This window comes from Chelativorans sp., from assembly GCF_031180965.1.
In the GTDB taxonomy this organism is placed as follows: domain Bacteria; phylum Pseudomonadota; class Alphaproteobacteria; order Rhizobiales; family Rhizobiaceae; genus Chelativorans.
In genome coordinates, this window is sequence record NZ_JAPSLH010000003.1 from 163,172 (window position 1) to 188,126 (window position 24,955).

At 65.5% G+C, this 24,955-nt stretch carries 23 protein-coding genes and 2 pseudogenes; 15 read left to right on the forward strand and 10 right to left on the reverse strand.

Annotation, left to right across the window (positions count from 1 at the left end):
* The first annotated feature begins 1 nt into the window (after position 1).
* The gene (locus tag RIN79_RS03590; protein ID WP_309083249.1) at positions 2 to 259 is read left to right on the forward strand and encodes a hypothetical protein; all 258 of its coding nucleotides are present in this window, start codon (positions 2 to 4) and stop codon (positions 257 to 259) included.
* A gap of 121 nt (positions 260 to 380) precedes the next feature.
* Here the strand turns inward: RIN79_RS03590 and RIN79_RS03595 are convergent, their stop codons facing one another.
* A complete protein-coding gene (locus RIN79_RS03595; RefSeq protein WP_309083250.1) occupies positions 381 to 842 on the reverse strand; it encodes a tRNA (cytidine(34)-2'-O)-methyltransferase in 462 nt (153 codons plus the stop codon).
* Positions 843 to 1,431: 589 nt separating this feature from the next.
* Between RIN79_RS03595 and RIN79_RS03600 the strand changes: the two genes are divergently transcribed.
* Positions 1,432 to 3,279 (forward strand): ABC transporter ATP-binding protein, encoded by a 1,848-nt coding sequence (locus RIN79_RS03600; protein ID WP_309083251.1) that lies wholly within the window; start codon positions 1,432 to 1,434, stop codon positions 3,277 to 3,279.
* Positions 3,276 to 5,159, forward strand: coding sequence for an ABC transporter ATP-binding protein (locus tag RIN79_RS03605; protein WP_309083252.1), 1,884 nt, complete (start codon positions 3,276 to 3,278; stop codon positions 5,157 to 5,159). The genes RIN79_RS03600 and RIN79_RS03605 overlap by 4 nt, the downstream gene beginning before the upstream one ends.
* A 9-nt stretch (positions 5,160 to 5,168) precedes the next feature.
* Here the strand turns inward: RIN79_RS03605 and RIN79_RS03610 are convergent, their stop codons facing one another.
* Positions 5,169 to 5,378 carry a hypothetical protein gene (locus tag RIN79_RS03610; protein ID WP_309083253.1) on the reverse strand — a complete coding sequence of 70 codons (210 nt, stop codon included), beginning with the start codon at positions 5,376 to 5,378 and terminating at the stop codon, positions 5,169 to 5,171.
* Positions 5,379 to 5,469: 91 nt separating this feature from the next.
* Between RIN79_RS03610 and RIN79_RS03615 the strand changes: the two genes are divergently transcribed.
* Positions 5,470 to 6,369 (forward strand): LysR substrate-binding domain-containing protein, encoded by a 900-nt coding sequence (locus RIN79_RS03615; RefSeq protein ID WP_309083254.1) that lies wholly within the window; start codon positions 5,470 to 5,472, stop codon positions 6,367 to 6,369.
* Between the two features lie 76 nt (positions 6,370 to 6,445).
* Positions 6,446 to 6,631 carry a DUF1059 domain-containing protein gene (locus RIN79_RS03620; RefSeq protein ID WP_309083255.1) on the forward strand — a complete coding sequence of 62 codons (186 nt, stop codon included), beginning with the start codon at positions 6,446 to 6,448 and terminating at the stop codon, positions 6,629 to 6,631.
* A gap of 19 nt (positions 6,632 to 6,650) precedes the next feature.
* Here the strand turns inward: RIN79_RS03620 and RIN79_RS03625 are convergent, their stop codons facing one another.
* From RIN79_RS03625 to RIN79_RS03635, 3 genes are read right to left on the reverse strand one after another with little or no spacing between them, the layout of a single operon-like run.
* On the reverse strand, positions 6,651 to 7,913 hold the full coding sequence (locus RIN79_RS03625) for a CCA tRNA nucleotidyltransferase (RefSeq protein ID WP_309083256.1): 1,263 nt from the start codon (positions 7,911 to 7,913) through the stop codon (positions 6,651 to 6,653).
* On the reverse strand, positions 7,910 to 8,545 hold the full coding sequence (locus tag RIN79_RS03630; protein WP_309083329.1) for a CoA pyrophosphatase: 636 nt from the start codon (positions 8,543 to 8,545) through the stop codon (positions 7,910 to 7,912). The genes RIN79_RS03625 and RIN79_RS03630 overlap by 4 nt, the downstream gene beginning before the upstream one ends.
* A 2-nt stretch (positions 8,546 to 8,547) precedes the next feature.
* Positions 8,548 to 9,186 carry a DUF1285 domain-containing protein gene (locus RIN79_RS03635; protein WP_309083330.1) on the reverse strand — a complete coding sequence of 213 codons (639 nt, stop codon included), beginning with the start codon at positions 9,184 to 9,186 and terminating at the stop codon, positions 8,548 to 8,550.
* 136 nt (positions 9,187 to 9,322) lie between these two features.
* Here RIN79_RS03635 and RIN79_RS03640 point away from each other — a divergent pair, with 136 nt between their 5' ends.
* The 8 genes and pseudogenes from RIN79_RS03640 to RIN79_RS03675 form a co-directional block, all read left to right on the forward strand.
* Entirely contained in the window at positions 9,323 to 10,345 is a 1,023-nt protein-coding gene (locus RIN79_RS03640; RefSeq protein ID WP_309083257.1) for a MoxR family ATPase, read from the forward strand.
* Positions 10,346 to 10,356: 11 nt separating this feature from the next.
* Positions 10,357 to 11,262, forward strand: a complete 906-nt coding sequence (locus tag RIN79_RS03645) for a DUF58 domain-containing protein (RefSeq protein ID WP_309083258.1) — start codon at positions 10,357 to 10,359, stop codon at positions 11,260 to 11,262.
* Complete coding sequence (locus RIN79_RS03650; RefSeq protein WP_309083259.1) at positions 11,259 to 14,090, forward strand: DUF4159 domain-containing protein; 2,832 nt, start codon at positions 11,259 to 11,261, stop codon at positions 14,088 to 14,090. The genes RIN79_RS03645 and RIN79_RS03650 overlap by 4 nt, the downstream gene beginning before the upstream one ends.
* Before the next feature lie 73 nt (positions 14,091 to 14,163).
* Positions 14,164 to 16,236, forward strand: a complete 2,073-nt coding sequence (locus RIN79_RS03655) for a hypothetical protein (RefSeq protein ID WP_309083260.1) — start codon at positions 14,164 to 14,166, stop codon at positions 16,234 to 16,236.
* Positions 16,236 to 16,703: a GNAT family N-acetyltransferase gene (locus tag RIN79_RS03660; protein ID WP_309083261.1), complete on the forward strand. Its 468-nt coding sequence runs from the start codon at positions 16,236 to 16,238 to the stop codon at positions 16,701 to 16,703. Before RIN79_RS03655 ends, RIN79_RS03660 begins: the two co-directional genes overlap by 1 nt.
* A gap of 122 nt (positions 16,704 to 16,825) precedes the next feature.
* On the forward strand, positions 16,826 to 17,680 hold the full coding sequence (locus RIN79_RS03665) for a cycloisomerase (protein WP_309083262.1): 855 nt from the start codon (positions 16,826 to 16,828) through the stop codon (positions 17,678 to 17,680).
* Between the two features lie 121 nt (positions 17,681 to 17,801).
* Positions 17,802 to 18,086: pseudogene (locus RIN79_RS03670) on the forward strand (type II toxin-antitoxin system RelE/ParE family toxin).
* A 9-nt stretch (positions 18,087 to 18,095) separates the two neighbouring features.
* Positions 18,096 to 18,329, forward strand: a pseudogene (locus RIN79_RS03675) (HigA family addiction module antitoxin); the annotation flags it as partial.
* Between the two features lie 126 nt (positions 18,330 to 18,455).
* Here RIN79_RS03675 and RIN79_RS03680 read toward each other — a convergent pair.
* Entirely contained in the window at positions 18,456 to 19,025 is a 570-nt protein-coding gene (locus RIN79_RS03680; protein WP_309083263.1) for an N-acetyltransferase, read from the reverse strand.
* 265 nt (positions 19,026 to 19,290) lie between these two features.
* On the opposite strand from RIN79_RS03680, the gene RIN79_RS03685 reads away from it, so the two are divergent.
* Positions 19,291 to 20,280: a glutathione S-transferase family protein gene (locus RIN79_RS03685; protein WP_309083264.1), complete on the forward strand. Its 990-nt coding sequence runs from the start codon at positions 19,291 to 19,293 to the stop codon at positions 20,278 to 20,280.
* Positions 20,281 to 20,308: 28 nt separating this feature from the next.
* Here the strand turns inward: RIN79_RS03685 and RIN79_RS03690 are convergent, their stop codons facing one another.
* On the reverse strand, positions 20,309 to 20,806 hold the full coding sequence (locus RIN79_RS03690) for an NUDIX domain-containing protein (protein WP_309083265.1): 498 nt from the start codon (positions 20,804 to 20,806) through the stop codon (positions 20,309 to 20,311).
* Positions 20,807 to 20,859: 53 nt separating this feature from the next.
* Here RIN79_RS03690 and RIN79_RS03695 point away from each other — a divergent pair, with 53 nt between their 5' ends.
* Positions 20,860 to 21,783: a metallophosphoesterase gene (locus RIN79_RS03695; protein ID WP_309083266.1), complete on the forward strand. Its 924-nt coding sequence runs from the start codon at positions 20,860 to 20,862 to the stop codon at positions 21,781 to 21,783.
* 3 nt (positions 21,784 to 21,786) lie between these two features.
* On the opposite strand, the gene RIN79_RS03700 is transcribed toward RIN79_RS03695, so the two are convergent.
* From RIN79_RS03700 to leuA, 3 genes are all read right to left on the reverse strand, one after another.
* Positions 21,787 to 21,987, reverse strand: a complete 201-nt coding sequence (locus tag RIN79_RS03700; RefSeq protein WP_309083267.1) for a DUF3955 domain-containing protein — start codon at positions 21,985 to 21,987, stop codon at positions 21,787 to 21,789.
* A 201-nt stretch (positions 21,988 to 22,188) separates the two neighbouring features.
* Positions 22,189 to 22,797 carry a hypothetical protein gene (locus RIN79_RS03705; protein WP_309083268.1) on the reverse strand — a complete coding sequence of 203 codons (609 nt, stop codon included), beginning with the start codon at positions 22,795 to 22,797 and terminating at the stop codon, positions 22,189 to 22,191.
* A gap of 320 nt (positions 22,798 to 23,117) precedes the next feature.
* The gene (gene leuA / locus RIN79_RS03710) at positions 23,118 to 24,833 is read right to left on the reverse strand and encodes a 2-isopropylmalate synthase (protein WP_309083269.1); all 1,716 of its coding nucleotides are present in this window, start codon (positions 24,831 to 24,833) and stop codon (positions 23,118 to 23,120) included.
* Positions 24,834 to 24,955: the final 122 nt, after the last annotated feature.

The following is a 24,955-nucleotide window of genomic DNA, read 5'->3' on the forward strand; positions in this document are numbered from 1 at the left end:
CGTGCGTGTACCCGCCAAACCGCCGCTGGAGGGGCTGAAGCGCAGCCTCGAGAAAAAGCGCGCCAAGGGCGAGCGCCTGCCGCGCGACGGTTTTCTGCGCGAGACCTTCTCCCTGCCGCGGCAGGAAGCGCGCGCCAAGGCGCGCGAATGGCTGGAGCGCTGGCCCAAGCAGGCTTACTGGACCGAGATCGAGAGCTGGGCCGAGCGCCCCGGCGACATGATCGAGTTCACGATGCGCCGCCTGCCGAGCGCAGACTAGCGAAGGCAGACATAGCCCCACGAGATCCGCGGGACACCCAGCACTATTGACCTCAACCTAGCTTGAGGCCGTAGCGGCCTTCCTCATGAAGGAAGCCACGACTTCGCCCTACCCCGGGGCCCTATCGCATCTGCCGGATCGCTTCGCCGCACGCCATCGCCGCGGCCATGGCGACGTTCAGGCTGCGCGCGCCCTCTTTCATGGGGATGAGGAGGCGGTAATCGGCGGCGCGATGGACATGCTCGGGGACGCCGGCCGATTCACGACCGAACAGGAGGACGTCGCCGTCGCGGAAGGAGAAGGCGCTGTAGGGTACCGCGCCGGCGGTGGAGAAGAGGATCAGCCGGCGCTGCTCCTTGCCCCGCCAGTCCTCGAACGCCTCCCAGGAAGGGTGGCGCTGGAGCGCGGCAAGCTCCAGATAGTCCATGCCGGCCCGCTTGAGCGCACGGTCGGAAAGGTTGAAGCCAGCCGGCTCGATGAGGTCGACGGTAACGCCGAGGCAGGCAGAAAGGCGCAGGATGGCTCCGGTATTGCCCGGAATGTCCGGTTCGAAAAGCGCGATGCGGATGCCCTTCTGCTTCATGCCGTCCTTCAGTGTCGCGCGGAGGCCACAGTCGCCGTGGAAGGCGGGCTTCCGCCTACACGGCCACTGGCCAGCCGCGGCAAACATGGATATAAGGCCGCTTCGCTTAACGTACACCGCTGGAGGCAGACATGGATAGCCGGATGTTGGTTTCCCTGGTCTCCCCGCGCCCCTGGATCGGGCGCGCGGCCTGACGGCGGTTTTCGTTCCGAAGCTTCTCCCGATTTCCTAGACGCACGAGCGAATCCGCCGGACCCCACTCCGGAAGCTCTCAAGGATTCGCTCCATGCCTGCCAATTTCACCAAGGGGCCCCATGCCCCCGCCGATCCGGCCATTTCGGCCGATACAGCAGTTCCGCCGCCCGCGACCGGCAAGGCTCCCGCCACTACACTGTCAGGAGCTTTTGCCGCCGCGCTTGGCGCCAAGCCGCAATTGGGCCATCCCGGGGGAAAGGCCCCCTTGGATGGTCCCGGGAAGAGAGCACCGGCTCAAGAGCCGGGTGCGCCGCGGATCAGGAACATCACATCTGCCGCGCCGCTGACGCCGCGCAAAGGGCACCGCTGAGTGCTGGGATTTCGAGGACGAACCATGTTCAACTGGTTTGAAAGACGCTTGGAGCCCTTTCCGGCCGAGGAGCCGCAGGAGCCGCCCAGGACGCTGATAGCCTTCTGCCTGCACTATTCAAAGGCAGCACGCCCTCATCTGATCGCGAACGCGGTCCTCGCCGCCATGATCGCCATCGGCGAGGTATCGATGTTCTCCTTCGTCGGAAACATCGTCGACTGGCTGGCGGACCAAGACCGGGCCACCTTCCTCGAGACGGAGGGATGGAAGCTGGCGGGAATGGCGCTGGTCATCGCCGTCGTCCTGCCGGCAGTCGTCTGGCTGCATTCGCTGGTGCTGCACCAGACGCTGATGGGCAACTACCCGATGCGCATCCGCTGGCAGGTGCACCGCTACCTGCTGAAACAGTCCATGTCCTTTTACCAGGACGAGTTCGCCGGACGTATCGCCACGAAGATGATGCAGACGGCGCTGGCCGTGCGCGAATGCGTCGTGAAGCTGATCGACGTGTTCAATTACGTGTCCGTCTACTTCACCGGCATGGTCATCATCGCCGCGTCGGCCGACCTGCGGCTGGCCGCGCCGCTGGCGGTCTGGCTCGTGTCCTATATCCTGCTGCTGCGCTACTTCATCCCCCGCTTGGGCAAGGTCTCGGAAGAGCAGGCGGACGCGCGCTCGATCATGACCGGCCGGGTGGTGGACAGCTACACCAACATCCAGACGGTGAAGCTGTTTTCCCATGCGCGCCGGGAGGCGGCCTTCGCCCGCGACGGCATGACCGGCTTTCTCGACACCGCCTACCGCCAGATGCGGCTGATCACGAGCCTTTACGGTCTCCTCTACCTGCTCAATGCGCTCTGCCTCCTGGTGGTCAGCTCGCTTTCCATCTGGCTCTGGCTTGGGCAGGTGGTCACGATCGGCGCCGTCGCCACCGTGATCCCGTTGGTGCTGAGGCTCTGGGGCATGTCCCAGTGGATCATGTGGGAAATGACCATGCTGTTCGAGAACATCGGCACGGTGCAGGATGGCATCGCGTCGATCGCGCGTCCGCGCGTGGTGGAGGACAGGCCCGGCGCCAGGGAACTGCAGGTGCCGAGCGGCGAAATCATTTTCGACAAGATCCGCTTCCACTACGGCAAGAAGGGCGGCGTTATCGACGAGCTATCGCTGGTGATCCGCCCGGGCGAGAAAGTGGGCCTTGTGGGTCGGTCCGGGGCGGGAAAGTCGACGCTCGTCAACCTGCTGCTGCGCTTCTATGACCTCGAAAGCGGACGCATCCTGATCGACGGCACGGACATTTCCGAGGTGACCCAGGATTCGCTGCGCGCCCGGATCGGCGTGGTGACGCAGGACACCTCTCTGCTGCATCGCTCGGTACGCGACAACATCCTCTATGGGCGACCGGACGCCGATGACGATATGGTGAGGGAGGCGGCAAAAGCCGCCGCTGCACTGGATTTCATTGGGGGTCTGCACGACATTAAGGGACGGACCGGGTTCGATGCCCATGTGGGTGAGCGCGGCGTGAAACTCTCGGGCGGGCAGCGCCAGCGCGTAGCTATCGCCCGCGTCATGCTGAAGGACGCGCCGATCCTCATCCTGGACGAAGCGACTTCCGCGCTTGACTCGGAAGTAGAAGCGGCGATCCAGGAGAACCTCTACCGCCTCATGGAGGGCAAGACCGTGATCGCCATAGCCCACCGCCTTTCCACCATCGCCGCCATGGACCGGCTGGTGGTGATGGACAATGGGCGAATCGTCGAGCAGGGCAATCATGAGGAACTGATCGCCCGCGGCGGCCTCTATGCCCAGCTCTGGCGGCGGCAGTCCGGCGGCTTCCTCGAACTCGAACCCGCGGAGGCGGCCGAGTGAGCGGAGAAGAGAAAAGACGGAGCGATTTCGCCGAAGGTCTCTGGCGCCGCGCCGAAGGGGCGATCGACCCCTTCGGCGACACGGAACGTGAAGTTCTCCCGGACAACGCTCGCGACTTCATCCTCTTTTTCGCCAAGCAGGCGAAATGGGCCTTCACCATGCTTCTGGTGGCCGGCGCCCTCTCCGCCGTCGTCGATGCCGGGCTTTACTGGGGCCTCGGCTGGCTGGTTGATCTGCTCGACCGTTCGTCCCCTGCTACGCTGCTCTCCGATCACTGGCCGCAGCTTGCCGCTCTGGCATTCTTCGTGCTCGTAATTCGCGCGGCGGTCATGATTGGCAATACGTTGGTGGAGCAGCAGGTCATCGCGCCTGCCTTCTACCAGCGCGTACGCTGGCAGGCATTCCGGCGCGTGATGGAGCAGCCCTACGAGTTCTACCAGAACGACTTCGCCGGCCGCATCGCCACCAAGATCCTGCAGGGCAGCCAGGCGACCGGCGACTTCATCACGACGACGCTCCAGACCATGTGGGGCTTCCTCACCTTCTTCGTTCTGGCCGGAACGATCCTCGCCACGCTGGACCCGCTGATGAGCGTGGTGCTGGTCGTCTGGTTCGTCTCCTACCTGGCGGTTGCCCGCTTTCTCCTCCCGCCCTTGCGCAGGGCCGGCCGGCGCACGGCGGACGAGGCGTCGGTGATGAACGGGCGCATGGTGGACGCTTTCACCAACATTATGGCCGTAAAACTGTTCGACAGCGGACGGCGCGAGCACGGCTATGTGCGCGAAAGCATGACGCGCTATCTCGGCGCGCTTTGGGGCTTGGCGCGTGCGGTGACAAGGGTGCGCGCTGCTGTCGCCCTCATCAACGGCGTGATGATCACGGCGGTCGGCGCGCTCGCGGTGACGAGCTGGATGAACGGCAGCGCCACCACCGGCGAGATCGCGACCGTGATGGGCCTGATGTTCCGGCTCAACCAGATGTCCGGCTATGTGATGTTCAACATCAACGGGCTCATCCGCGCCTATGCCACGGTGCAGGACGCGACGGGGACCATTTCGCGCCCGCCGGCCATCCGCGACGCGCCGAACGCGCGTATCATGCCGCCCGCCCAAGGAGACATCCGGTTCGACAACGTCTCCTTCCACTATGGCCGCGAAGGCGGGATAATCGAAGCTTTGAACCTGCATATCCGCCCGGGCGAGCGCGTCGCTCTGGTGGGTCCCTCCGGAGCGGGCAAGACGACGATCGTCAACCTGCTGCTGCGCCTCTTCGACGTGGAAGACGGGCGCATCCTGCTCGACGGCCAGGATATCCGGGAGGTGACGCAGGCATCGCTCCGGAGCCAGTTCGGCGTGGTCAGCCAGGAGCCGATCCTGATGCACCGCTCGATCCGCGACAACATCGCCTATGGCCGGCCCGGCGCAAGCGAGGTGGAGATCATCGCCGCCGCCAGGCGCGCCTCGGCGCATGACTTCATCCTGGGCGTGAAGGATCCGAGCGGCCGAACCGGCTACGATGCCCATGTGGGCGAGCGCGGCGTGAAGCTTTCGGGCGGGCAGCGCCAGCGCATCGCGATCGCCCGCATGATGTTGAAGAACGCGCCGATCCTCATCCTTGACGAGGCGACCTCCTCGCTCGATTCGGAGATCGAGGCGGCGATCCAGGACAATCTGGAGAACTTGATGGAAGGAAAGACGGTGCTGGCCATTGCGCACCGCCTGTCGACCATCGCCGCGCTCGACCGGCTGATCGTGCTCGACCATGGGCGCATCGTCGAGGAAGGCACGCATGACGAGCTGACCCGGCGGGGCGGCCTTTATGCGAAGCTCTGGAAGCGCCAATCCGGCGGGTTTCTCGAAGGCCGGCTCGCGGCAGAGTAGAGCCGGCAATCAGGTGCGCTCAGTGTTCTCGGCGCAATCCGCGCGCGCATGCAGTCCTGCCAAGGGCAGATCGGCGATCTCACGCGGGCTCATGACCGCAAGCGCCGGGTGGGAGAGCGGGTCGCGGCGCCATTGCTCGGCGTCTCCCGCAGCCTCGCGCCAAGGCTCGAGCGCGCCTCGCCGGAGCAATTTCAGAGGCCTCAAGAAAACCTGCAGCATGGCTCGTTCTCCTTTTCCGTGCGCCAAGAAATCCGCCCGGTCGCGTGGGATTTCAATGGAGAATGGTTGCGCATTGCTTTAGAAAAACTGCATGAAGAACCTGAACCGGGTGCACTTGAACGGCCTGAGGGCGGCGGAGGCGGTCCTGCGGCTCGGCTCGCTGGCAGCGGCCGCCGATGAACTCGGCGTCACGATAGGCGCGGTGAGCCAGCACATAATCCGATGCGAGGAGCAGCTTGGGCGCGCGCTGTTCGACCGCAGGGGGCGCGGCTTGCAGCCGACCGCCTTCGGCCGGCAGGTCGCGGGGCTGTTGAGCGAGGGCTTTGGCCGGCTGGAAGAGGCGGTCGCCTTGTCGCGGCGCCATTCCGACACCTTGCTCACGATTTCCGTAGCGCCGGTCTTTGCGTCCAAATGGCTGGTGCCGAGGCTGGCCCGCTTCTCCAGCCTGCATCCGGAGCTGCGCATCCGCCTCGATGCTTCCATCGCGCTCGTCAATCTTGATGCTTCCGATGTGGACCTTGCAATCCGCGTCGGCGAAGGCGGCTGGCCCGACGTCAAGGCGGAGCCGGTCCTCGCCCAGGAGATTTTTCCCGTCTGCGCGCCGGCCCTCGCCGACAAGCTGAGGGAGCCGCGGGACATCATGCGCGTGCCCATCGTGCGGGACGCCAACTCCACGATCAGCTGGGACGTCTGGCTCTCCCCGCTCGGACTCAGCGAAAAGGATCTGCGCGAGGGCGACAGTTTTACCGACGCGTCGCTCGCCCTCGATGCCGCAATCGGCGGCCAGGGCGTGATGCTCGCCTGGCCCACCCTTGCCCACGATGCCCTGTCGGCGGGCCTTCTGGTGCGTCCCTTCAGGCAGCTGGCGCGAACCCGGTTCAGCTATTTCCTCGTCACCTCGAACAATCGTGCCGAGCCCAGAAAGGTCAAGGCTTTCAAGGCGTGGCTGCGCGAGGAGATCGCCGCGACCGCCCAAAATTACAGATCGTGATCTTGCCGCCGGGCACCTCCGGACCAGATATCTGCTATGGTGCAGACAGAACTGAGCCAAAAGGAGGAAGTGACCGATGAAGGAATTTCATTGCGGATCCCTCGTCCCCGGCTGCGAATGGCACACGCGCCATGAGGAGGAGGCCGAGGTCATCCGCCGCGCCGTGGAGCATATGCGCGAGGTGCACGGGGAGACGATCATCCGCGAGAGCATGGTCGAGGCCATCCGCTCCCGGGTGGTTCAGCAGCAGGACGCCGCCTGAGCGGCTGACGCATGAAAGATCACGAGGGCGCCTGCGGGCGCCCTTCGACATTCCGGAGCAATTGCTCACGCGAGAGCGTGAAGCCGGAGGCGATCCATCTATCCTCCAGTTGGCCCAGCATCCTTCCGATCTCCTCACCGGGCGCGAAGCCAAGCTCGACCAAGTCCTTGCCGCGAACCGGAAATGCCGGTTTTTTCCAGCGTAGTGCAATGTCGAGCAGGCGCCGGAAGCCTGCCGCCTCGATCAGCGCCTTGTCGCTGTCGGGCGCCCGGGCGCGGGCGGCGGCAAGCGCAAGGCGCAGGCGCCATTCGATGCCCTTCTGCTCGGCCCGGTAAAGGCTTTTCAGGAAATCCGCCTCCTTGAGCGAGGCGTCGGGCAGCGGGGCCTCGGCCCAGGCGACGAGCATCGCCGTCTCGGCCTTGGAAAAGCGCAGGCGCTCGGCAAGCCCGCTCACGCGCGCCGGATCGGGGGGAAGAATGGCGGCGAGCCGCAGCAGCGGCTCCACGGGCCAGCCAAAAACCCGCTCGGCCTCCACGAGCGCGTGGATGGCATCGATGCCCCATTTCTCACTTTCCGGCAGGACGGCGGTGAGCACGCCGGTCTGCCGCATCCAGAGCAGCGTACGCGCGGGATCGGGGGCCCCCAGCAGCTTCTTCAGCTCCATCCACACGCGCTCGACGGAAAGATGGGCAAGCCCCTCCTTCAGGCGGGCGCAGGCCTTGAGCCCCTCGGCGTCCGGTCTGCCCGAACCGTACCAGGCGAAGAAACGGAAGAAGCGCAGGATGCGGAGGTAATCCTCCCGTATGCGGGTCTCCGGATCGCCGATGAAGCGGAGGGTGCGCGCGCGAAGATCGGCAAGGCCGCCGACGAGGTCGACCACGCTCCCGTCAGCTTCGGCATAAAGCGCATTGATCGTAAAATCGCGCCGTTCGGCATCCGCCTTCCAGTCGCGCCCGAAGACCACGCGCGCGTGCCGCCCGAAGGTCTCAACATCGGCGCGCAGCGTGGTCACTTCGTAGGCCCTCCCCATGGCTATGACCGTGATGGTCCCGTGCTCATAACCTGTCGGCACCACCTTGAAGCCGGCGTCCTCGGCGCGTCGCATCGTGTCGTCGGGCAGCGTCGTCGTCGCAATATCGATGTCCGTCACCGGCTCGCCCAGAAGCGTGTTGCGGACGGCACCGCCGGCGATCCGCGCCTGCTCGCCACCTTCAGTAAGCGCCGCCAGCAGAACCTGCAGGCCGCGATGCTTGAGCCATGCCGCGTCGGCGATGCTGGTCATCGGGCGTACAGCCTTTCATAGAGCATGTGCAGAATGCCCGCCGTGACTCCCCATATGAAGCGATCGCCGTAAGGTATTGTATAGAAGAACCTTTCCCTTTCCTTCCAGATCCGGCTGTCGCGCCGGTGATTGGCGGGATCCATGAGGAATGAGAGCGGCACCTCGAAGACCGTCTCCACCTCCTCCGGATTGATCGTCAGGATGAAGCCGGGCCGGACGATGCCGAGAATCGGGCGGATGCGATAGCCGCTGCCGGTCACGTAATCGGGCATGCGGCCGACCACGTCGACAAAGGAAGGATCGAGCCCAATCTCCTCTTCCGCCTCGCGCAGCGCGGCATGTTCGGGCGAGGCGTCTGTCGGGTCGATGCGCCCGCCGGGGAACGCCACCTGTCCGGAATGGCTGCGCAGATGGGCGGCGCGCTCGGTGAGGATGACGGTCGCTTCCTGGCCGTGGTCCACGACAGGCACGAGCACGGCCGCGTCATGCAGGCGATCGCGCACGATCAGATCCTTGAGATCGGGGTTGAGGCGGTGGTCGCCATAGGCGTCGGAGGCAAGATCCGGATCCTGCGCGGCGGCCCGGCGGCGGAACTCCGCAGCGGAAAAGACCGGCTTTGCAGTGGCTTCCATGCTCATCCGGCGAGCGCCTCGAGCACGTCCACCGGCATTACGGGGAAGACCGCGCCTTTGGAGCGGACGGCGAAGACGCGCCGGCCGCCGATCTCAACCTCCTCGCCGAGCGCCATGAGCTCGTAGGTCACCGCACGCGCGACCAGCGCCTCGAGCCGCCCGCGCACATGGAGGTAAGGCTTCGTGCCGCCGGATGCCGGCTCCTCGACGAAGCGGATGGGGTGGTCCGGCCCGGCCTCCACCACGTCCCCCACATTGGTGCGGAAAGTGAGGACCTGATCCTCGCCCTGCCCCGTCGCCGCCATTTCGACGGCGACGAAGGGAGCGTCCTCTACCCGGATGCCGACTTTCTCCACGGGTGTGACGAGATAGGTCTTGCCGTCCTCGTCCTTGCGCAGGACCGAGGAGAAGAGCTGCACCAGCGGCATCCGGCCGATGGGCGTGCCGAGGTAAAACCATGTGCCGTCCGCCCGGATTTCCATGTCGAGATCGCCGCAGAAAGGCGGATTCCAGCGCTCGACGGGCGGGGCGCCTTTTCCCGCCCTTGTCGCGCGCGCGACGAGGGCGGACAAGGCAGCGGCATCGGCCGCCCCCGGGAGCGCCGTCCGATCCGTTCCGCTGTCCCTGCTTTCTCCTGTCATGGCCACGAAATAGTCACTGTTGTTCGGCTTGTCAGCCTTGCGGACTCACTTAAGTTTTCAGCGAGGTGGGCCCGCTGCGATTCCTGTGCCAGTATCGCAATCATTGCCGCTTCGGCAAAGCCAAGGACAAGGCCGCATGAGCATCATTGCCAGGGACCAGCAGACCAATCTGAAAGTCGCAAGCGACAAGGACATGGTGGCCGAAGCCGAGGCCGCCCTTGCCGACATCGCGCGCATTCGCGAGGGCGTGGGCATGGTGATCTTCGGCCAGGAAGCGGTGATCGAGCGTGTGCTCGTGGCACTCCTGGCGGGCGGCCATGCGCTGCTCGTCGGCGTGCCCGGCCTGGCCAAGACGAAGCTGGTGGAAACGCTGGGCGTGGTGCTCGGGCTCGACGCCCGGCGCGTCCAGTTCACGCCGGACCTGATGCCGTCCGATATCCTCGGCTCGGAGGTGATGGAGCAGGACGAGAACGGCCGCCGCTCCTTCCGCTTCCTGCCCGGCCCGATCTTCGCCCAGCTTCTGATGGCGGACGAGATCAACCGTGCAAGCCCGCGCACCCAGTCCGCCCTGCTGCAGTCCATGCAGGAATACCACGTGACCGTCGCCGGCCAGCGGCACGATCTTCCCTCGCCCTTCCACGTGCTGGCGACGCAGAACCCGCTAGAGCAGGAAGGTACCTATCCGCTGCCGGAAGCGCAGCTCGACCGCTTCCTGATGCAGGTCGATATCCTCTATCCCGAGCTCGATGCCGAGCGCCGCATTCTTCTGGAGACCACCGGCACTGGCGAGGCAAGGCCGGCGAACGTGCTTTCGCCCGAGCGGCTGAAGGAGATCCAACTGCTGATCCGCCGCATGCCCGTTCCTGAAAGCGTGGTGGAGGCGATCCTGGCACTGGTGCGTTCTGCCCGGCCGGGCGCCGGGCACCCGGAGACCGACCGCCATGTGAGCTGGGGTCCGGGCCCTCGCGCCAGCCAGGCGCTGACCCTTTGCGCCCGCGCCCGCGCCCTCTATGACGGCCGGCTAGCGCCTTCGGTTGACGACGTGCGCGCGCTGGCCGAGCCCGTGCTGCAGCACCGCATGGCACTCACCTTCGCCGCGCGTGCCGAGGGCATGACCGTGCGTGACGTCATCGCACGGCTCGTGAAGGGACTCGGCTAAGGCACGTCTGAATGGCGCGAATCGGCGAAGTCACCACACCAGTTGGACTGCCGGATGCGCTGGTCCGCGCGAGGACGCGTGCCTCGCTGGTCCCCGACCTCCTGGTGCAGGCGCGCCGCATCGTCGGCAACGTGATCGCCGGCTGGCACGGCCGCCGCCGGCGCGGCATCGGCGAAAACTTCTGGCAGTTCCGCCCCTATGTGGACGGCGAGGCGGTGGCGCGCATCGACTGGCGGCGCTCCGCCCGCGACGACCATCTTTATTTGCGCGACCGTGAGTGGGAGGCGGCTCACACGGTCTGGCTCTGGGCCGACCGCTCGCCCTCCATGCTCTATCAGTCCACCCTCGCGGAGGTGTCGAAAGAATCGCGCGCGCTGGTGCTGATTCTGGCCCTGGCCGAGCTTCTGTCGCGCAGCGGCGAGCGCATCGCATGGCCCGGCCTCACGGACCCCTTCGCAGCGCGCAACGGCGCCGAGAGGCTGGCGCAGTATATAAGCCATGCAGAGCCGGGCGCCGGGCGTCCCGACCTCTCGCAAATCCGCCGCTTCTCGGACGTGGTCATCGCCAGCGATTTCCTCGATGCGCCTGAAGAGACGATGCGCTGGCTCGACCCGCTGGCGCGCGCCGGGGCAAGGGCGCATCTGATCGAGGTCGCCGATCCGGCCGAGGAGAGCTTCCCCTTTGCCGGCCGGACGGAGTTCCGTGATCCCGAAACAGGCGAGAAGCTCACCTTCGGCCGCGCCGAGACACTGGGCGACGACTATCGCCAGCTCTATCTCGCTCGGCGCGAGACGCTTTCCCGCTGGTGCAAGAAGCTCGGCTGGAGCTATACGGTGAACCACACGGACAAGCTCGCCTCCGAGGCGCTCATCCGGGTGCACATGGCTATGACGGCCGAGATGGATGCCGGCCGATGAATTTTCTGCCGCTTTCCTTCGGCGCACCGATGGTCCTGTGGGGCCTGATCGCCCTGCCGGTGATCTGGTGGCTGCTGCGGCTTACCCCGCCGCGCCCCCAACAGGAGATTTTCCCGCCGCTCGCTATCCTGGCGCGCCTCGTCAAGCGCGAGGAGACGCCGCACAAGAGCCCCTGGTGGCTGACGCTTCTGCGGCTGGCGCTCGCGGCGCTGGTGATCCTCGCGCTGGCCGATCCGGTGTTCAACCCGCGTGAACGCATCGCGGTCGGCGGACGCGCGCTCGCCGTGGTGCTCGACAACGGCTGGGCGTCCGCACCCGATTGGGACCGGCGCGTGGCCACCGCCGCGCGCCTGATCACGGATGCGAGGGACGACGGCGTGCCGGTGATCCTGGCTCTGACGGCCGAAAGCCCGGCGCAGGATATCGGCCCCTTCGACGCCGAGACGGCGGCCGAGCGGCTCAACGCGGCCAGGCCCCGCCCAGTGCCGACCGACCGGCCGGCAGCATATGCCCGCGTGGCGGAAGCCCTGCAAAATATGCCGGGCGCCACGCTCGCGGTTCTGACTGACGGGCTGGCGGCTGACGGCGACGAAACGGCGTTCCAGAGGCTGTTCGCGGCTGAGCTTTCAGACGTGTTGTGGGTTGGGCCGGACCAGCTTGCGAGCGTGGCGCTCACCGACAGCGCCAACGAGCCAGACCGCTTCGCGGTAACCGCCATTCGCTCGCAGGGCGAGGCCGGCCCGCGGCAGGTGACCGCCTATGCCGCCGACGAACAGGGCCGGCGTATCGCCGAGACGGTAATCAGCTTTGGCCCCGGAAGAGCCCAGACGACCGGCGAGATACGCGTGCCCTTCGAGCTGCGCAACGATTTTGCCTCCCTCGGCATCGACGGCGAAAACCATGCCGGCGCGCTGCGGCTGCTGGACGAGAACTCACGCCGGCGGCGCGTCGGCCTGCTCTCGCAGAACGAGGCCGACCAGGCGCAGCCGCTGCTTTCGCCCCTCTTCTATATTCGCCGCGCCCTCGGGCCCTATGCCGATCTCATCGAGCCGTCCAGCCCCGACCTGACCGAGGCCATCCCCGAGCTTCTGAGGCAGCGGCCCGCCGCGATCATCATGGCCGATATCGGCACGCTGCCCGATTCCGTGCGCGAGCCGCTGATCGAATGGATGCGCGGAGGCGGCACTCTGATCCGCTTCGCCGGACCGCGGCTTGCGGCGGCCGAATATGACGAGGAGCTCCTGCCCGTACAGTTGCGCACCGGCGAAAGATCGCTCGGCGGCACACTCTCCTGGTCCGAGCCGCAGGCCGTGACGGAATTCCCGGCGAGCGGCCTGTTCGCCGACCTGGCGCCGCCGCAGGATGTGACCGTGAGCCGGCAGGTCCTGGCCGAGCCTTCGGTCGACATCGTAGAGCGCACCTGGGCCAATCTCGCCGACGGCACGCCGCTCGTCACGGGGGCGCCGCGCGGCGACGGGCGGGTGGTGCTGTTCCATGTGACGCCGGAGGCGACCTGGTCCAACCTGCCGATCTCCGGCACCTTCGTGGAGATGCTGCGGCGCATCGTGCAGCTCTCGCGCAACCAGGGGCGCATTTCCAACGAGGCGGCAGCATCCGGACAACTGGCGCCCTACCGTATGATCTCGGCGACCGGCACGCTCGTGCCGCCGCCCCCGGAGGCGGAGCCGCTCAGACCCGGCGAGACCACACCGGTCTCCCTGATCCATCCGCCCGGCCTCTATGGCTCGGAGGAAGGCGTGGTGGCGCATAATCTTCTGGCGCCGGACGCGACACTTGCGCCGATTGCCCGCCCGGCGGCCCCCGTGCCGGTTTCGGAGGCGAGTTATGCGTTCGACACCTCGCGCCCGCTGAAGGCGCCGCTGATGATGGCGGCTCTGGCGCTGCTCGCGTTGGACACGCTGGCCGTGCTGTGGCTCGGCGGATTGCTGCGGCGGCGGCCGGCCCGTGCGCAAGCGGCGGCAAAAACCTCCGCCCTCGTTGCCGGCGCGCTCGCTCTTGGCCTGCTGGCGCCGGACCGCGCGCTTGCGCAGCAGAGTGACGACCCGCAGCCAGGCGATGCCGATGCCATCGCCGCCATATCGGCGACGCGCATAGCCTATGTGGTGACCGGCGTCTCCTCGGTGGACGCGGTCAGCCGGGCCGGCATCATGGGCCTGTCGCGCTTCCTTGCCGAGAAGACGGCTCTGGAGCCGGGCGAGCCCGCCGCGGTCGACATCGCCACCGACGAGCTCTCCTTTTATCCGCTGATCTATTGGCCGATCGACGCCAGCGCGCCGATGCCCTCCGAACAGGCTGTAGCGCGCATTGACGCCTACATGCAGCAGGGCGGCACAGTCCTGTTCGACACGCGCGATCAATATGCGGCGGGCTTCGGGTCGGACGGGTCGGTCAGTCCCGAGACGCAGCGCCTGCGCGACATCCTCTCGGGCCTCAACGTGCCGCCGCTCGAGCCCGTGCCGGAGGATCACGTCCTCACCAAAACCTTCTACATACTCAGCGACTTTCCAGGGCGCTATCGCGGCAGCGCCCTTTGGGTGGAGGCCAGCGCCGATGCGGAGCGGCGCGCCGACCGGCCGGTGCGCACGGGGGACGGCGTGACGCCGATCATGATCACCGGCAACGATCTCGCAGGCGCCTGGGCGATCGACGAGGGCGGCGAGCCGCTTCTGCCGACCGTTCCGGCCGATCCCATGCAGCGCGCCTATGCGCTGCGGGCCGGAGTGAACATCATGATGTATATGCTGACCGGCAACTACAAGTCCGACCAGGTGCACGTGCCGGCGCTGCTGGAGAGGCTGGGGCAGTGATGGGTGGGGATATGCAAATGTCCTTGAGCTCCAGCCATGTTTGGCTCGCTGGCCCCGCCACGAGGAGCATGCCATGACCTGGTCAATCAGCTTTGAGCCGCTGTTTTCCTGGACCGTGCTGGGCGCGCTGCTGGTGCCGCTGGCGCTCCTGATGGCGCTGAGCCTGTTCCTCGGCCGCCGCGGCGCGCTCCTTCGTCTGCTGGCCCTTGCGGCTCTTGCGCTGGCGCTGGTCAACCCGGTGCTGCTCGAAGAGGAGCGCGAACCGCTGAAGAGCGTGGTCGCCGTGGTGGTGGACGAGAGCCAGAGCCAGGATATCGGCGACCGCGCCGAGACGGCGCGGCAGGCGGCGGAGGCACTGGCGCAGCGGCTGGAGTCCTTTGACCAGTTCGAGGTGCGGATGGTGGAGGCCGGCCGCGGCGAGGCCGCCGAGGAGCGCACGGAGACACGCCTGTTCGACGCGCTTTCGGGCGCGCTGCGCGACGTGCCGCCCTCGCGCGTGGCGGGATCGATCATGATCACCGACGGCCAGGTGCACGACGCGCCGGCCAATGCGTCCGGCCTCAGCGGTCCGCTGCACGCATTGATCACCGGCGAGGAGGATGAGCGCGACCGGCGCATCCGCTTCGAGCGCGCCCCGCGCTTCGGCATCGTCGAGCAGCCGATGGAGATGACCTACCGCGTGGTGGATTCAGCCGGCGAGACCGAGCCCACGGACGTCGAGGTTTATATCAACGGCGAACTGGCGCAGATCGACCAGGCTCCCATCGGCCAGGAGATTCCGCTGGAGGTCACGCTGCCCATCGCCGGCCGCAACATCGTGGAGCTTCGCATCCCCGTTCAGGAGGGGGAGCTTACGGCTGGCAACAACCGCGCCGTGGCGCTGGTTGACGGGATCCGCGAGAACCTGCGCGTGCTGCTCGTTTCCGGCGAGCCGCACTCCGGCGAGCGCACCTGGCGCAACCTCCTCAAGTCGGATGCTTCCGTGGACCTCGTCCACTTCACCATCTTGCGTCCGCCGGAAAAGCAGGACGGCACCCCGATCAACGAGCTGTCGCTGATCGCCTTTCCCACGCGCGAGCTGTTCGTCGAGAAGATCAACGACTTCGACCTGATCATCTTTGACCGCTACCAGCACCGCGACGTGCTGCCGATCCTCTACTACGACTACATCTCCGAATATGTGCAGAATGGCGGAGCGCTGCTGATCGCCGCCGGGCCGGAATTCGCCGGCGAGGAGTCCATCGCCCGCACGCCGCTAATCTCCGCCCTTCCGGCCCTGCCCAATGGCGAGGTGGTCGAGGCCGGCTTCTATCCGCGCCTCAGCGAAATGGGAAAGCGCCACCCGGTAACGCGCGCACTCGACGGCTCGGCCTCCGAGCCCCCCGGCTGGAGCCGGTGGTTCCGCATCATCGGCATCGACCAGCCGGACGGCCAGTCGGTGATGGAGGGGCCGGACGGGCGGCCGCTGCTCCTGCTCGCCCGTGAAGGGGAGGGTCGCGTCGGCATGTTCCTGTCTGACCAGGGCTGGCTCTGGGCGCGCGGCTATCAGGGCGGCGGACCCTATGTCTCGCTCTACCGCCGCATCGCACACTGGCTGATGAAGGAGCCCGGCCTGGAAGAAGAGAGGCTGACGGCCGAAGGCCGCGGCATGGTGCTGGAGATCACGCGCCAGACCATGGCTGACGAAGCGGAGCCAGCAACGGTGACGGCGCCCTCCGGCGCCACGCGTGAGGTGCCGCTAGTGCCGCTGGAGCCGGGACTTTTCCGCGGTACGCTGCAGGCGAGCGAGATCGGCTTATATCAGGTGGCCAATGGCGATCTGACCGCGCTCGCCCATGTGGGTCCGGTAAACGCGCCGGAATTCGCCGAGACGGTTTCCACGGAGGAGGTGCTTCGGCCCGTGGCGGAGGAGAGCGGCGGCAGCGTTCGCCGGCTGGAGGCCGGCCTGACTGGGCCGGACCTGCCCAATATCGTGCCCGTGCGGGCGAATGCCAGTGTGGCGGCGGGCCGCGACTGGATTGGCCTCAGGACCACCAATGACAGCGTGCTGAAATCCGTCGGCCGAGTGCCCCTCTTCGCCGGCTTCCTCGGCCTGGGGCTCCTGCTGCTTGCCATCGGCGCTATGTGGTATCGCGAGGGGCGGTAATGATTGTCCGTGACTGCGCCCCTGATGATTTGCCAGCAGTCGTGGACATTCTTGAGGCCAAACGCGCGCAGCTCGCAGCCTATGAGCCGCGGTTCTGGAAGCAAAGTCCCACCTCACGCGCGACGACAAAGCCATATCTGGCCGAGCTCCTGAAATCTGGGGAGCACGTCTTTCTCGTTGCCGAACACAGCAGCGGAATCGCTGGGTTCCTGTTGGCCAGCCCCGTTCGGGTCCCGCCGGTCTATGATGCCGGGCCGACTGCGGTGATTGACGATTTCCACGTGGCCGATGATGCGATCTGGAATGACGTCGGTGGCGCGCTTCTGACGGAGTTGCGCCTGCGCCTGCGCGAGCGTGGCTTCGTCCAGTTCGTCTTTGTCAGCGCGCATCGCGATACCGCGAAGATGCGCTTCCTCCACGAGCAAGGTCTTTCCGAGCACGCGTCCTGGTTCAACGGCGCAATTTGACCGGTTTCGCAGTCGTCGAGGCGGAGGCCCAGATGCGCTTCGGCGTCATACCGGCTTCATCCGCCGCTCCTAGGCTGGCCTGGTCGAGCGCTCCCTGCGGAGCGGGAAATCAGGAGAAAGTCATGCTTGCCAAAGCCTTTTGGGCCGCCGTTTCGCTGGCCGCCACGCTGGTCGCTGTGCCCGGTTTTGCACAGGAGGAGCCGCCGGCGATGCAGTCGGAGGTTGTCGAAGTGTTCGATATCCCGGAGGCCAATCAGGGCATCGGCGTCGATGCCGGGCACTTCTATGCCATCGACAACACGGTGATCGCCAAATACGCCAAGGACACCCGCCAGCTCGTGAAGTCCGTCAACTACGAGGACAGGGGCGCGGTCCATTTCGACAGCGCGGCGGTGGTCGACGGCAGGATCTATGTCGCCCACTCGAACTATTCTACCTGGCCGATGACGAGTTCGCTCGAAGTGTTCGACGCTGCGACCCTCGACCACGTGGAGAGCTACAGTTTCGGCATCCAGCTCGGCTCCTTCACCTGGGTGGACCGGGCACCGGACGGCTCGTGGTGGGGCGGCTTCGCCAACTACAACCGGGTCTTCGACAAGAGCCCTGTCGCCTACGGCAACAAGTTCAACACACAGGTGGTGCGCTTCACGCCGGAGTGGGAGATCGCCGAGCAATATGTCATTCCCGATGCGATCGTAGAAAAATTCGATGACATGTCGAACTCCGGCGGCTCCTGGGGGCCGGACGGCAAGCTGTACCTGACGGGCCACGACCCGGCGGAAGCCTATGTCATGGAGGCGCCCGAGATCGGCTCGACGCTGAAATGGCTGGCTACGGTTCCGCTCGATATTCGCGGCCAGGGCATCGCCTGGGATCGTTCCCAGCCCGACATCCTCTACGGCATCATCCGTGGCAAAGGCGACGAGCAGAACCGCGTCAGCGTCAACCGCGTCCTGCTGAACAGCGCCGGGCAATAACGGCGAGGACGGACCGAGGGACCTTCGTGCCTCGGCCCGAACTCAGGCGCGCATCACGCTCCGGCGGCTGGCTGGATAGCCTTTATGCTTAACGTAAATCGTCACAAACGTAATTTGGCAGATGATCCTGAGCTACCGCGACAAACGGACCGAGTCTTTTGCCGCAGGGAAGTTCGTTCGGTAATTCCAGGGGTTCGAAAGGCAGGCTTGGAAGCGCCTGGAAATTCTGGACGCAGCGACAAGTCTCGACGACTTGCGAGCCTTGCCCAGCAACCGCTTAGAAGCCCTTAAGGGTGATCGAAGCGGCCAGTACAGCATCCGCATCAATCAGCAGTGGCGGATCTGCTTCGAATGGCCGAAGGGTGCCCCTGGCCCGACGAAGGTTGAAATCGTTGATTACCATTAGGAGGTCATCATGGCTCGCCCCCCAATCCATCCCGGCGAAATTCTTGCCGACGAGCTGGCCGAGTTGGGCATCTCGCCAACGGGGCTGGCCCGGCTCATCAACGTGCCGCCCAACCGCGTGACGCAGATTATCCATGGCCGCCGGAGCATCACTGGAGACACGGCGCTGCGACTCGGCCACTGGTTCGCAAACAACCCGCAATTCTGGCTCAATCTCCAGAGCGCCTATGACATCCGAGTGGCGTAAGAAAGGGCGGGGGAGGAGATTGCGCGCTTGCCGGTGCGAGAAGGGGCCGCTCAGGAGGGCTCCTGAGCGCACTTTGCCGCCGCCGAAATTCGCCTCGCAAGCTGTAGAAAGCGCGCCCTGACGTCAACCAACCCGTTGAAGCAAAGTTTCCATTGGCGGCGGCGCGGAGAGGATCGCGGCTTCGTTCCCGGCCAGGTCCTCATGCATGACTATGCCCTTCAGGCCAGCCAAAGCGCCTTCCCTCAGTTCCGCCGCAAGCAGACGGTTCGGATCGACCGGGCGCGGCATGGCGATCTGGCCGTGCGGGACCCGCTGGAAGCCGAGGGGCCCGTAATAGGGCTCGTCGCCGACCAGCAGCACGACGCCGGCACCTGCCGCGCGGGCTGCTTCCAGCGCGATGCGCACCAGCTTCTTGCCGATGCCCTGGTTCTTGTAGGGAGGTCGCACGGCAAGGGGACCTAGCAGAAGCCCTGTGCCCTCGCCTGCGGCGATGCGGGTCAGCCGGACCGAGGCCACCACCTCCCCGGCACGCAAGGCAACAAAGGAAAGCGCCCGCTCGTGGGGTCCGCCCTCGCGGATCTTGTAGGCTGCCTTGGCGAAGCGACCCGGGCCGAAGGCCTCCGCATTGATGTCATCGATCGCGGGGTCGTGCGCCGGATCCTCCGGCAGGAAGACGATGTCGGCAAGGGACATGGCAATGGTTCCGGTGACCTGAAAGGAATTCTCGGGGCGCAGCACGCCTCGGCGAAAACGCCCGCGTCGGGCGCTCAGTCCTTTCGTCGTCGCTCCACCTGGAACTTGACCATGCAACATCTCCGAAGCGCCGATCCGCTATCATCAAAAACGCGACCCGTCCACTGGCTGATTGCAGACGGGATATTGACGATACGTCCAGCAATTTTGGCTTGGGCCTCGGCCCTCCCTACCCTACATGCCGAGGCAAAGAAGGAGAATGCTGATGGGCTTGCTTGTCGACGGCGTCTGGCATGACGAATGGTATGACACTTCCAAGACCGGCGGCCGCTTCGAACGGTCGAAATCGCAGTTCCGCGACTGGGTGACGAAGGACGGAACGCCCGCCGAAGGGCGCGAGCGCGGCTTCAAGGCCGAGCCCGGCCGATACCATCTCTATGTGTCCTATGCCTGTCCCTGGGCACACCGGACGCTGATCTTCCGCAAGCTGAAGAAGCTGGACGATGTGATCTCCTTCTCGGTCGTCCACCACTTCATGGGCGAGCAGGGCTGGACCTTCAAAAAGGAGGACGGTGCTACGGGCGATGATCTCTACGGCCTCGAGTACCTGCACCAGATCTACACCAAAGCCGACCCGCGCTATTCCGGCCGGGTGACTGTACCAGTGCTCTGGGACAGGAACACGGAGACCATTGTCTCCAACGAGTCGGCGGAGATCATCCGCATGCTGAACTCGGCCTTCGACGAGTGGGGTGACGCGTCGCTCGACTTTTATCCCGCGCTGCTTCGCGGCGAGATCGACGCGGTGAATGAGCTCGTCTACGGGAACATCAACAACGGCGTCTATCGCGCCGGCTTCGCGACGAGCCAGGAAGCCTATGAGGAAGCCTTCCGGCAGCTCTTCGCTGCGCTGGACCGGGTCGAGGAGCGGCTGTCACGGCAGCGCTACTTGGCGGGTGACCGCCTCACCGAAGCCGACTGGAGGCTGTTCACGACGCTGGTGCGGTTCGATCCGGTCTATGTGGGGCACTTCAAGTGCAATCTGCGCCGCATCGCCGATTATCCGAACTTGTCCAACTATTTGCGCGAACTTTATCAGGTGCCCGGCGTGGCAGAGACGGTCAACATGCTCCACATCAAGGCCCACTATTACGGCAGCCACAAAACCATCAATCCAACCGGCATCGTGCCGCTCGGGCCGGAACTGGACCTCACTGCGCCGCACAACCGGGAAACGCTGGCAACGGCGGCTTGACCGACCTCCACCCTTTTGGGGCGTTGGGCTACCAATCAGGTGACACGCCCGCACCCGCAAAGATCTCGGCGAGCCGGCGGCGGGTGCCGTCTGTCGTCTCGTCCGGCAGGGCATCGAGCGGGAAAAACCGCGCCTCGGCGATCTCACGGCCGGGCGCGGGGGAGCCCTCTTGCCGGAACCGCGTTACCAAATAGATCGCGACATGATCGCGGCGGCTCGCATGGCGGTTGAAATGGATCGATTTGAACTCCGGCGGCCCGAGAAGGGCGATGTTGCCTTCCTCGGCCAATTCGCGCGTGAGTGCCGAAAGCACCGTTTCGCCCGGCTCCACGCCGCCGCCCGGGAAATGCCATCCCGCCACATAGGTGTGGCGCACCAGCAGCACGGAGCGCTCCTCCGCATCGAAGACGACGCCGCGCACCCCAAGCGTCATCGGACGCCGCAGGAGATGCCAGAGGTGAAAGAGGCGCACGCGCAGCTGCATCTCCTCTGCGGGGCGCGGCCCCCGGCGGGCAGAGCCGCTCATCTCCCCTCGTCCTTGGGCTGGTAAGGCCTTCCCGGCTCCGTTAGAGACGCATCATGTTCCGACTGGCGCATTTTTCCGATATCCATCTGGGGCCCCTGCCCGACCTAACCTATCGCGAACTCGTCTCCAAACGCATCACGGGATTCATCAACTGGCATCGCAGGCGCCGACTTACATTGGACAACGGCATCATCGACGCCATCAGCGACGACATCCTGAACGCGGATCCTGATCATATTGCCTTGACCGGCGATCTCGTGAACCTCGCCCTCGAGAAGGAGATCGAAATGGCGCGGCTATGGCTCCAAAGTCTGGGCGCGCCGGACGAAATCTCCCTGGTGCCCGGCAATCACGATGCCTATGTGCCCCATGCACTGGACAAGGCGTGCCGCGCCTGGGGAGCCTATATGGTGAGCGACGGGGCGCCCGCGGCAAGTGACCACCACCACTTTCCCTTTTTCCGTGAGCGCGGCCCGGTGGCGATCATCGGCCTGTCGTCCGCGCGCGCGACGGCGCCCTTCATGGCGAGCGGCTATTTCACCGAGAAGCAGGAGCAGCGGGCGACTGAAATGCTCGACCATGCCGCAGCGCGTGGCCTCTTCCGGATCATCCTGATCCATCATCCGCCGGTGCGCGGAGCCACGGGCCAGCACAAGCGGCTGTTCGGCATTTCGCGCTTCCAGAACATGGTGCGCCGGCACGGGGCCGAGCTCGTTCTGCATGGCCACACGCATCTGCCCACTGTGCACCGCATCGAAGGGAAGCACGGCGCGAGCGTGCCGGTGGTGGGCGTTGCCGCCGCTGGCCAGTCGCATGGGGCGGCCCTGCCGGCGGCGCATTACAACCTGTTCGAGATCATCGGCGGCCCCGGTTCATGGCAGGTGCAGCTGACGCGACGGGGCGCGGCCGTGGCTGGAGGCCCGATCGTCCAGCTTTCGACGCAATGGCTGGTATCGACCGGTCCCACGCCCGCCTGACGCTCAGCCCTTTCTCATAAATCCGGCGACAAGGCAGATCAGGCTGATGAGGAGCAGCAGCCACCCCATCGCGGCGAGGAAGAACGGCTCATGCAGGATATTCTGCTCGCCGATCCTGGCGCCGATCAGCCCGAAGGCGAGTAGGCAGCCGATCCCCATCGGGAGGGCAATCAGGAATACCCAATGCAATCTGTTCATGTTCATGAAAAGCGCTCCGGAAACGGCCGGGCATGCCGGCCGGCGGCTCAAATCGCTCGCTATTCTGGAGATCAGGACGGCTATATTGCGCCGCCAATGGTCAAAATTCGTGACGATGTGAAAGCGTTGTGACGCCGTATCGCCAAAATCGGATCAATTGCGGAACACCGCCTGGAGAGTGTTATTCGTAACCTGTGAGAGAGGACGTCAAAACCGCTGCAGCAGCTGCTGCAGCTCCGGGATGCGATCAGAAAGGAAGAAGAGGACGCCGGCGACACCGACGGCGCCGCCGATCACGACGAGCAGGAGAGAGCCGAGGAACGCCCGCCAAACGCTTGGTTTCCGCATCGGACGCACCTCTTCCTCCTGCACCTCTTCGGGACGGCGCGGCAAAGAGATCATCTCGCCCTCCAGATACCGCTGGCGCTCCACCAGCCGCTCGGCGATGTACCGAGTGACCTGGTCGGCGACCGTGCTGATCTCGGTCGATTCGGCCAGCACGACCCGGCCAAGCCGGGTATCGCGGAGGAAACGATAAGTGCGCCGGTCAGGCCCCATCACGACATGGGCGACCGCATCGATCCAGAGCCGCGGCTGCTGGCCGGAGGAGATCGCGAAATCGAAGGCGGGGTCGTCGTCCGGGACCTCGGCAAAGACGGGCTGCAGTTCCTGCGCGAGCAGCTCCAGGCGCGTGCGGGTAGCCTCGCGCATCTCCACCACGACGTCCTCGCGGTCGGCGGCCGCGCTCTTCATCTCGCGGACGGCATCGGCGAGCCGGCGTATGTTGGGCGCGGTGTTCTGGCCGGCCTCGCTCATGCTGGAATCTCCGGACGCGGGTTGAAGCGTCGCTATGGTTAACACGAGCGGTTGCGAAAATCACCTCGTTTCAGGCAGTAGGGCAGTACGGCAGTACGGCAGTAGGGCAGTAGGGCAGTAGGGCAGTAGAACTGCGGACTTGGAGCGCTGTGGCTTGTCTAGACAATTCGACAATTTCGCAGCCGGGGAAAAGGGTTCGCAGCAGGTCTCGTCGGTTGTCTAGACAATTAGACAAGGCAGATTGGTTTGCACAGGCAGGTTCGCTTGCCAGATGCGATATCCCTCTGCCCTACTCCCTTATTCCCTACTCCTTTATTCCCCTACTCCCCCACGATGCGATTGGCCGCCGAGACCACCGCCTCGAGCGAGGCGGTCACGATATTGGTGTTGATGCCGACGCCGAAGAGTTTTCCGCCGGGATGCTCGATCTCCATGTAGCAGATCGCCGCCGCGTCGGCCCCGTGCTGCAGGGAATGCTCCGAATAGTCATGCACGGTCATCTCCACGCCGATATGACGGGAGAGGGCGTTGACGAAGCCGTCGACCGGGCCTGTCCCCCTGCCCTCGATCACCATTTCTTTGCCGCCGTCCAGGATTGTCGCCTCGACGATGCGGCGGCCCTTGGCGTCAGGGTCCGGAAAGGACTGGTGGTCGAGAAACTTCAGCCGCGCCCCTGGCTGGTCGACGTAAAGTTCCAGGAAGCGCTCGTAGATGCGCCTGGAGGGCACCTCCTTGCCTTCCGCGTCGGTGATGGCCTGGATGTCCTCGCGGAACTCGACCTGCAGGTTGCGCGGCAGGTTGAGCCCGTAGTCGGCCTGCAGCACATAGGCGATGCCGCCCTTGCCGGATTGCGAGTTGATGCGGATGATCGCTTCGTAGGTGCGGCCCACATCGGCCGGATCGATGGGCAGGTATGGCACCTCCCACAGCTCCTTGTTGGCCTTGCGGAACGCCTTCATGCCCTTGTTGATGGCGTCCTGGTGGGAGCCGGAAAAGGCGGTGTAGACCAGTTCGCCCACATAGGGGTGGCGCTCCGGAATCCGCAGCTGGTTCGAATATTCGTAGACGTCCTTGATGCGGTTGATGTCGGAGCAGTCGAGCGCAGGGTCGACGCCCTGCGTGTACATGTTCAAGGCCAGGGTGACGATATCGACATTGCCGGTGCGTTCGCCGTTGCCGAAAAGCGTGCCCTCGACGCGGTCGGCGCCGGCCATCAGGCCGAGCTCGGTGGCGGCGATGCCCGTGCCGCGGTCGTTGTGCGGGTGGAGCGAGACGATCAGGCTGTCGCGCCGGTCGAGCTGACGGCACATCCACTCGATCTGGTCGGCATAGATGTTGGGCGTCGACATCTCCACCGTGGCCGGCAGGTTGATGATGAGCTTGTCCTGCGGCGTCGGGGCGACGATCTCGATAACTGCGTTGCAGATCTCGAGCGCCACCTCGAGCTCGGTGCCGGTAAAGCTCTCCGGCGAATACTGGAAGCGGTACCCGCCGCCGGCCTTCGCCGCCATGTCGGTGATCATCTTGGCCGCGTCCGTCGCGATCGCCTTGATGCCGGCGACATCCTTCTCGAAGACGACGCGGCGCTGCAACTCGCTGGTGGAATTGTAGAAATGGACGATCGGCCGCCGCGCGCCCTCAAGGGATTCGAAGGTGCGGGTGATCAGCTCCGGCCGGCACTGCACCAGGACCTGGAGCGAGACATCGTCAGGCACGCCGCCCTTCTCGATCGCCCATCGGGTGAAATCGAAATCCGTCTGCGAGGCCGACGGGAAGCCGATCTCGATCTCCTTGAAGCCCATATCGAGGAGAAGGGCGAACATGCGCGCCTTGCGCTCCTGCCCCATCGGGTCGATGAGCGCCTGGTTTCCGTCGCGCAGGTCGACCGAGCACCAGATCGGCGCCTTCTCGATGCGCCTTGAAGGCCAGGTGCGGTCGGCAAGGTCGATCTGTGGATAGGGTTGGTATTTGCGCGGCGCGTTCGGCATGCCCCTTCGCCCGGCATTGCGCTGCGAGGTCTCATTCTTGGCGTCCATTCGGTCACTCCCGGCGGCGCGAGCTGCTTCGACGCAACCGCCCGCCTGTCAAGGTTTCGGTCCAGTTTCTGACGGGAAGGAGCAGGCCTCTAGCCGGCGATCGATCGCCGGGCGCCCCTTCA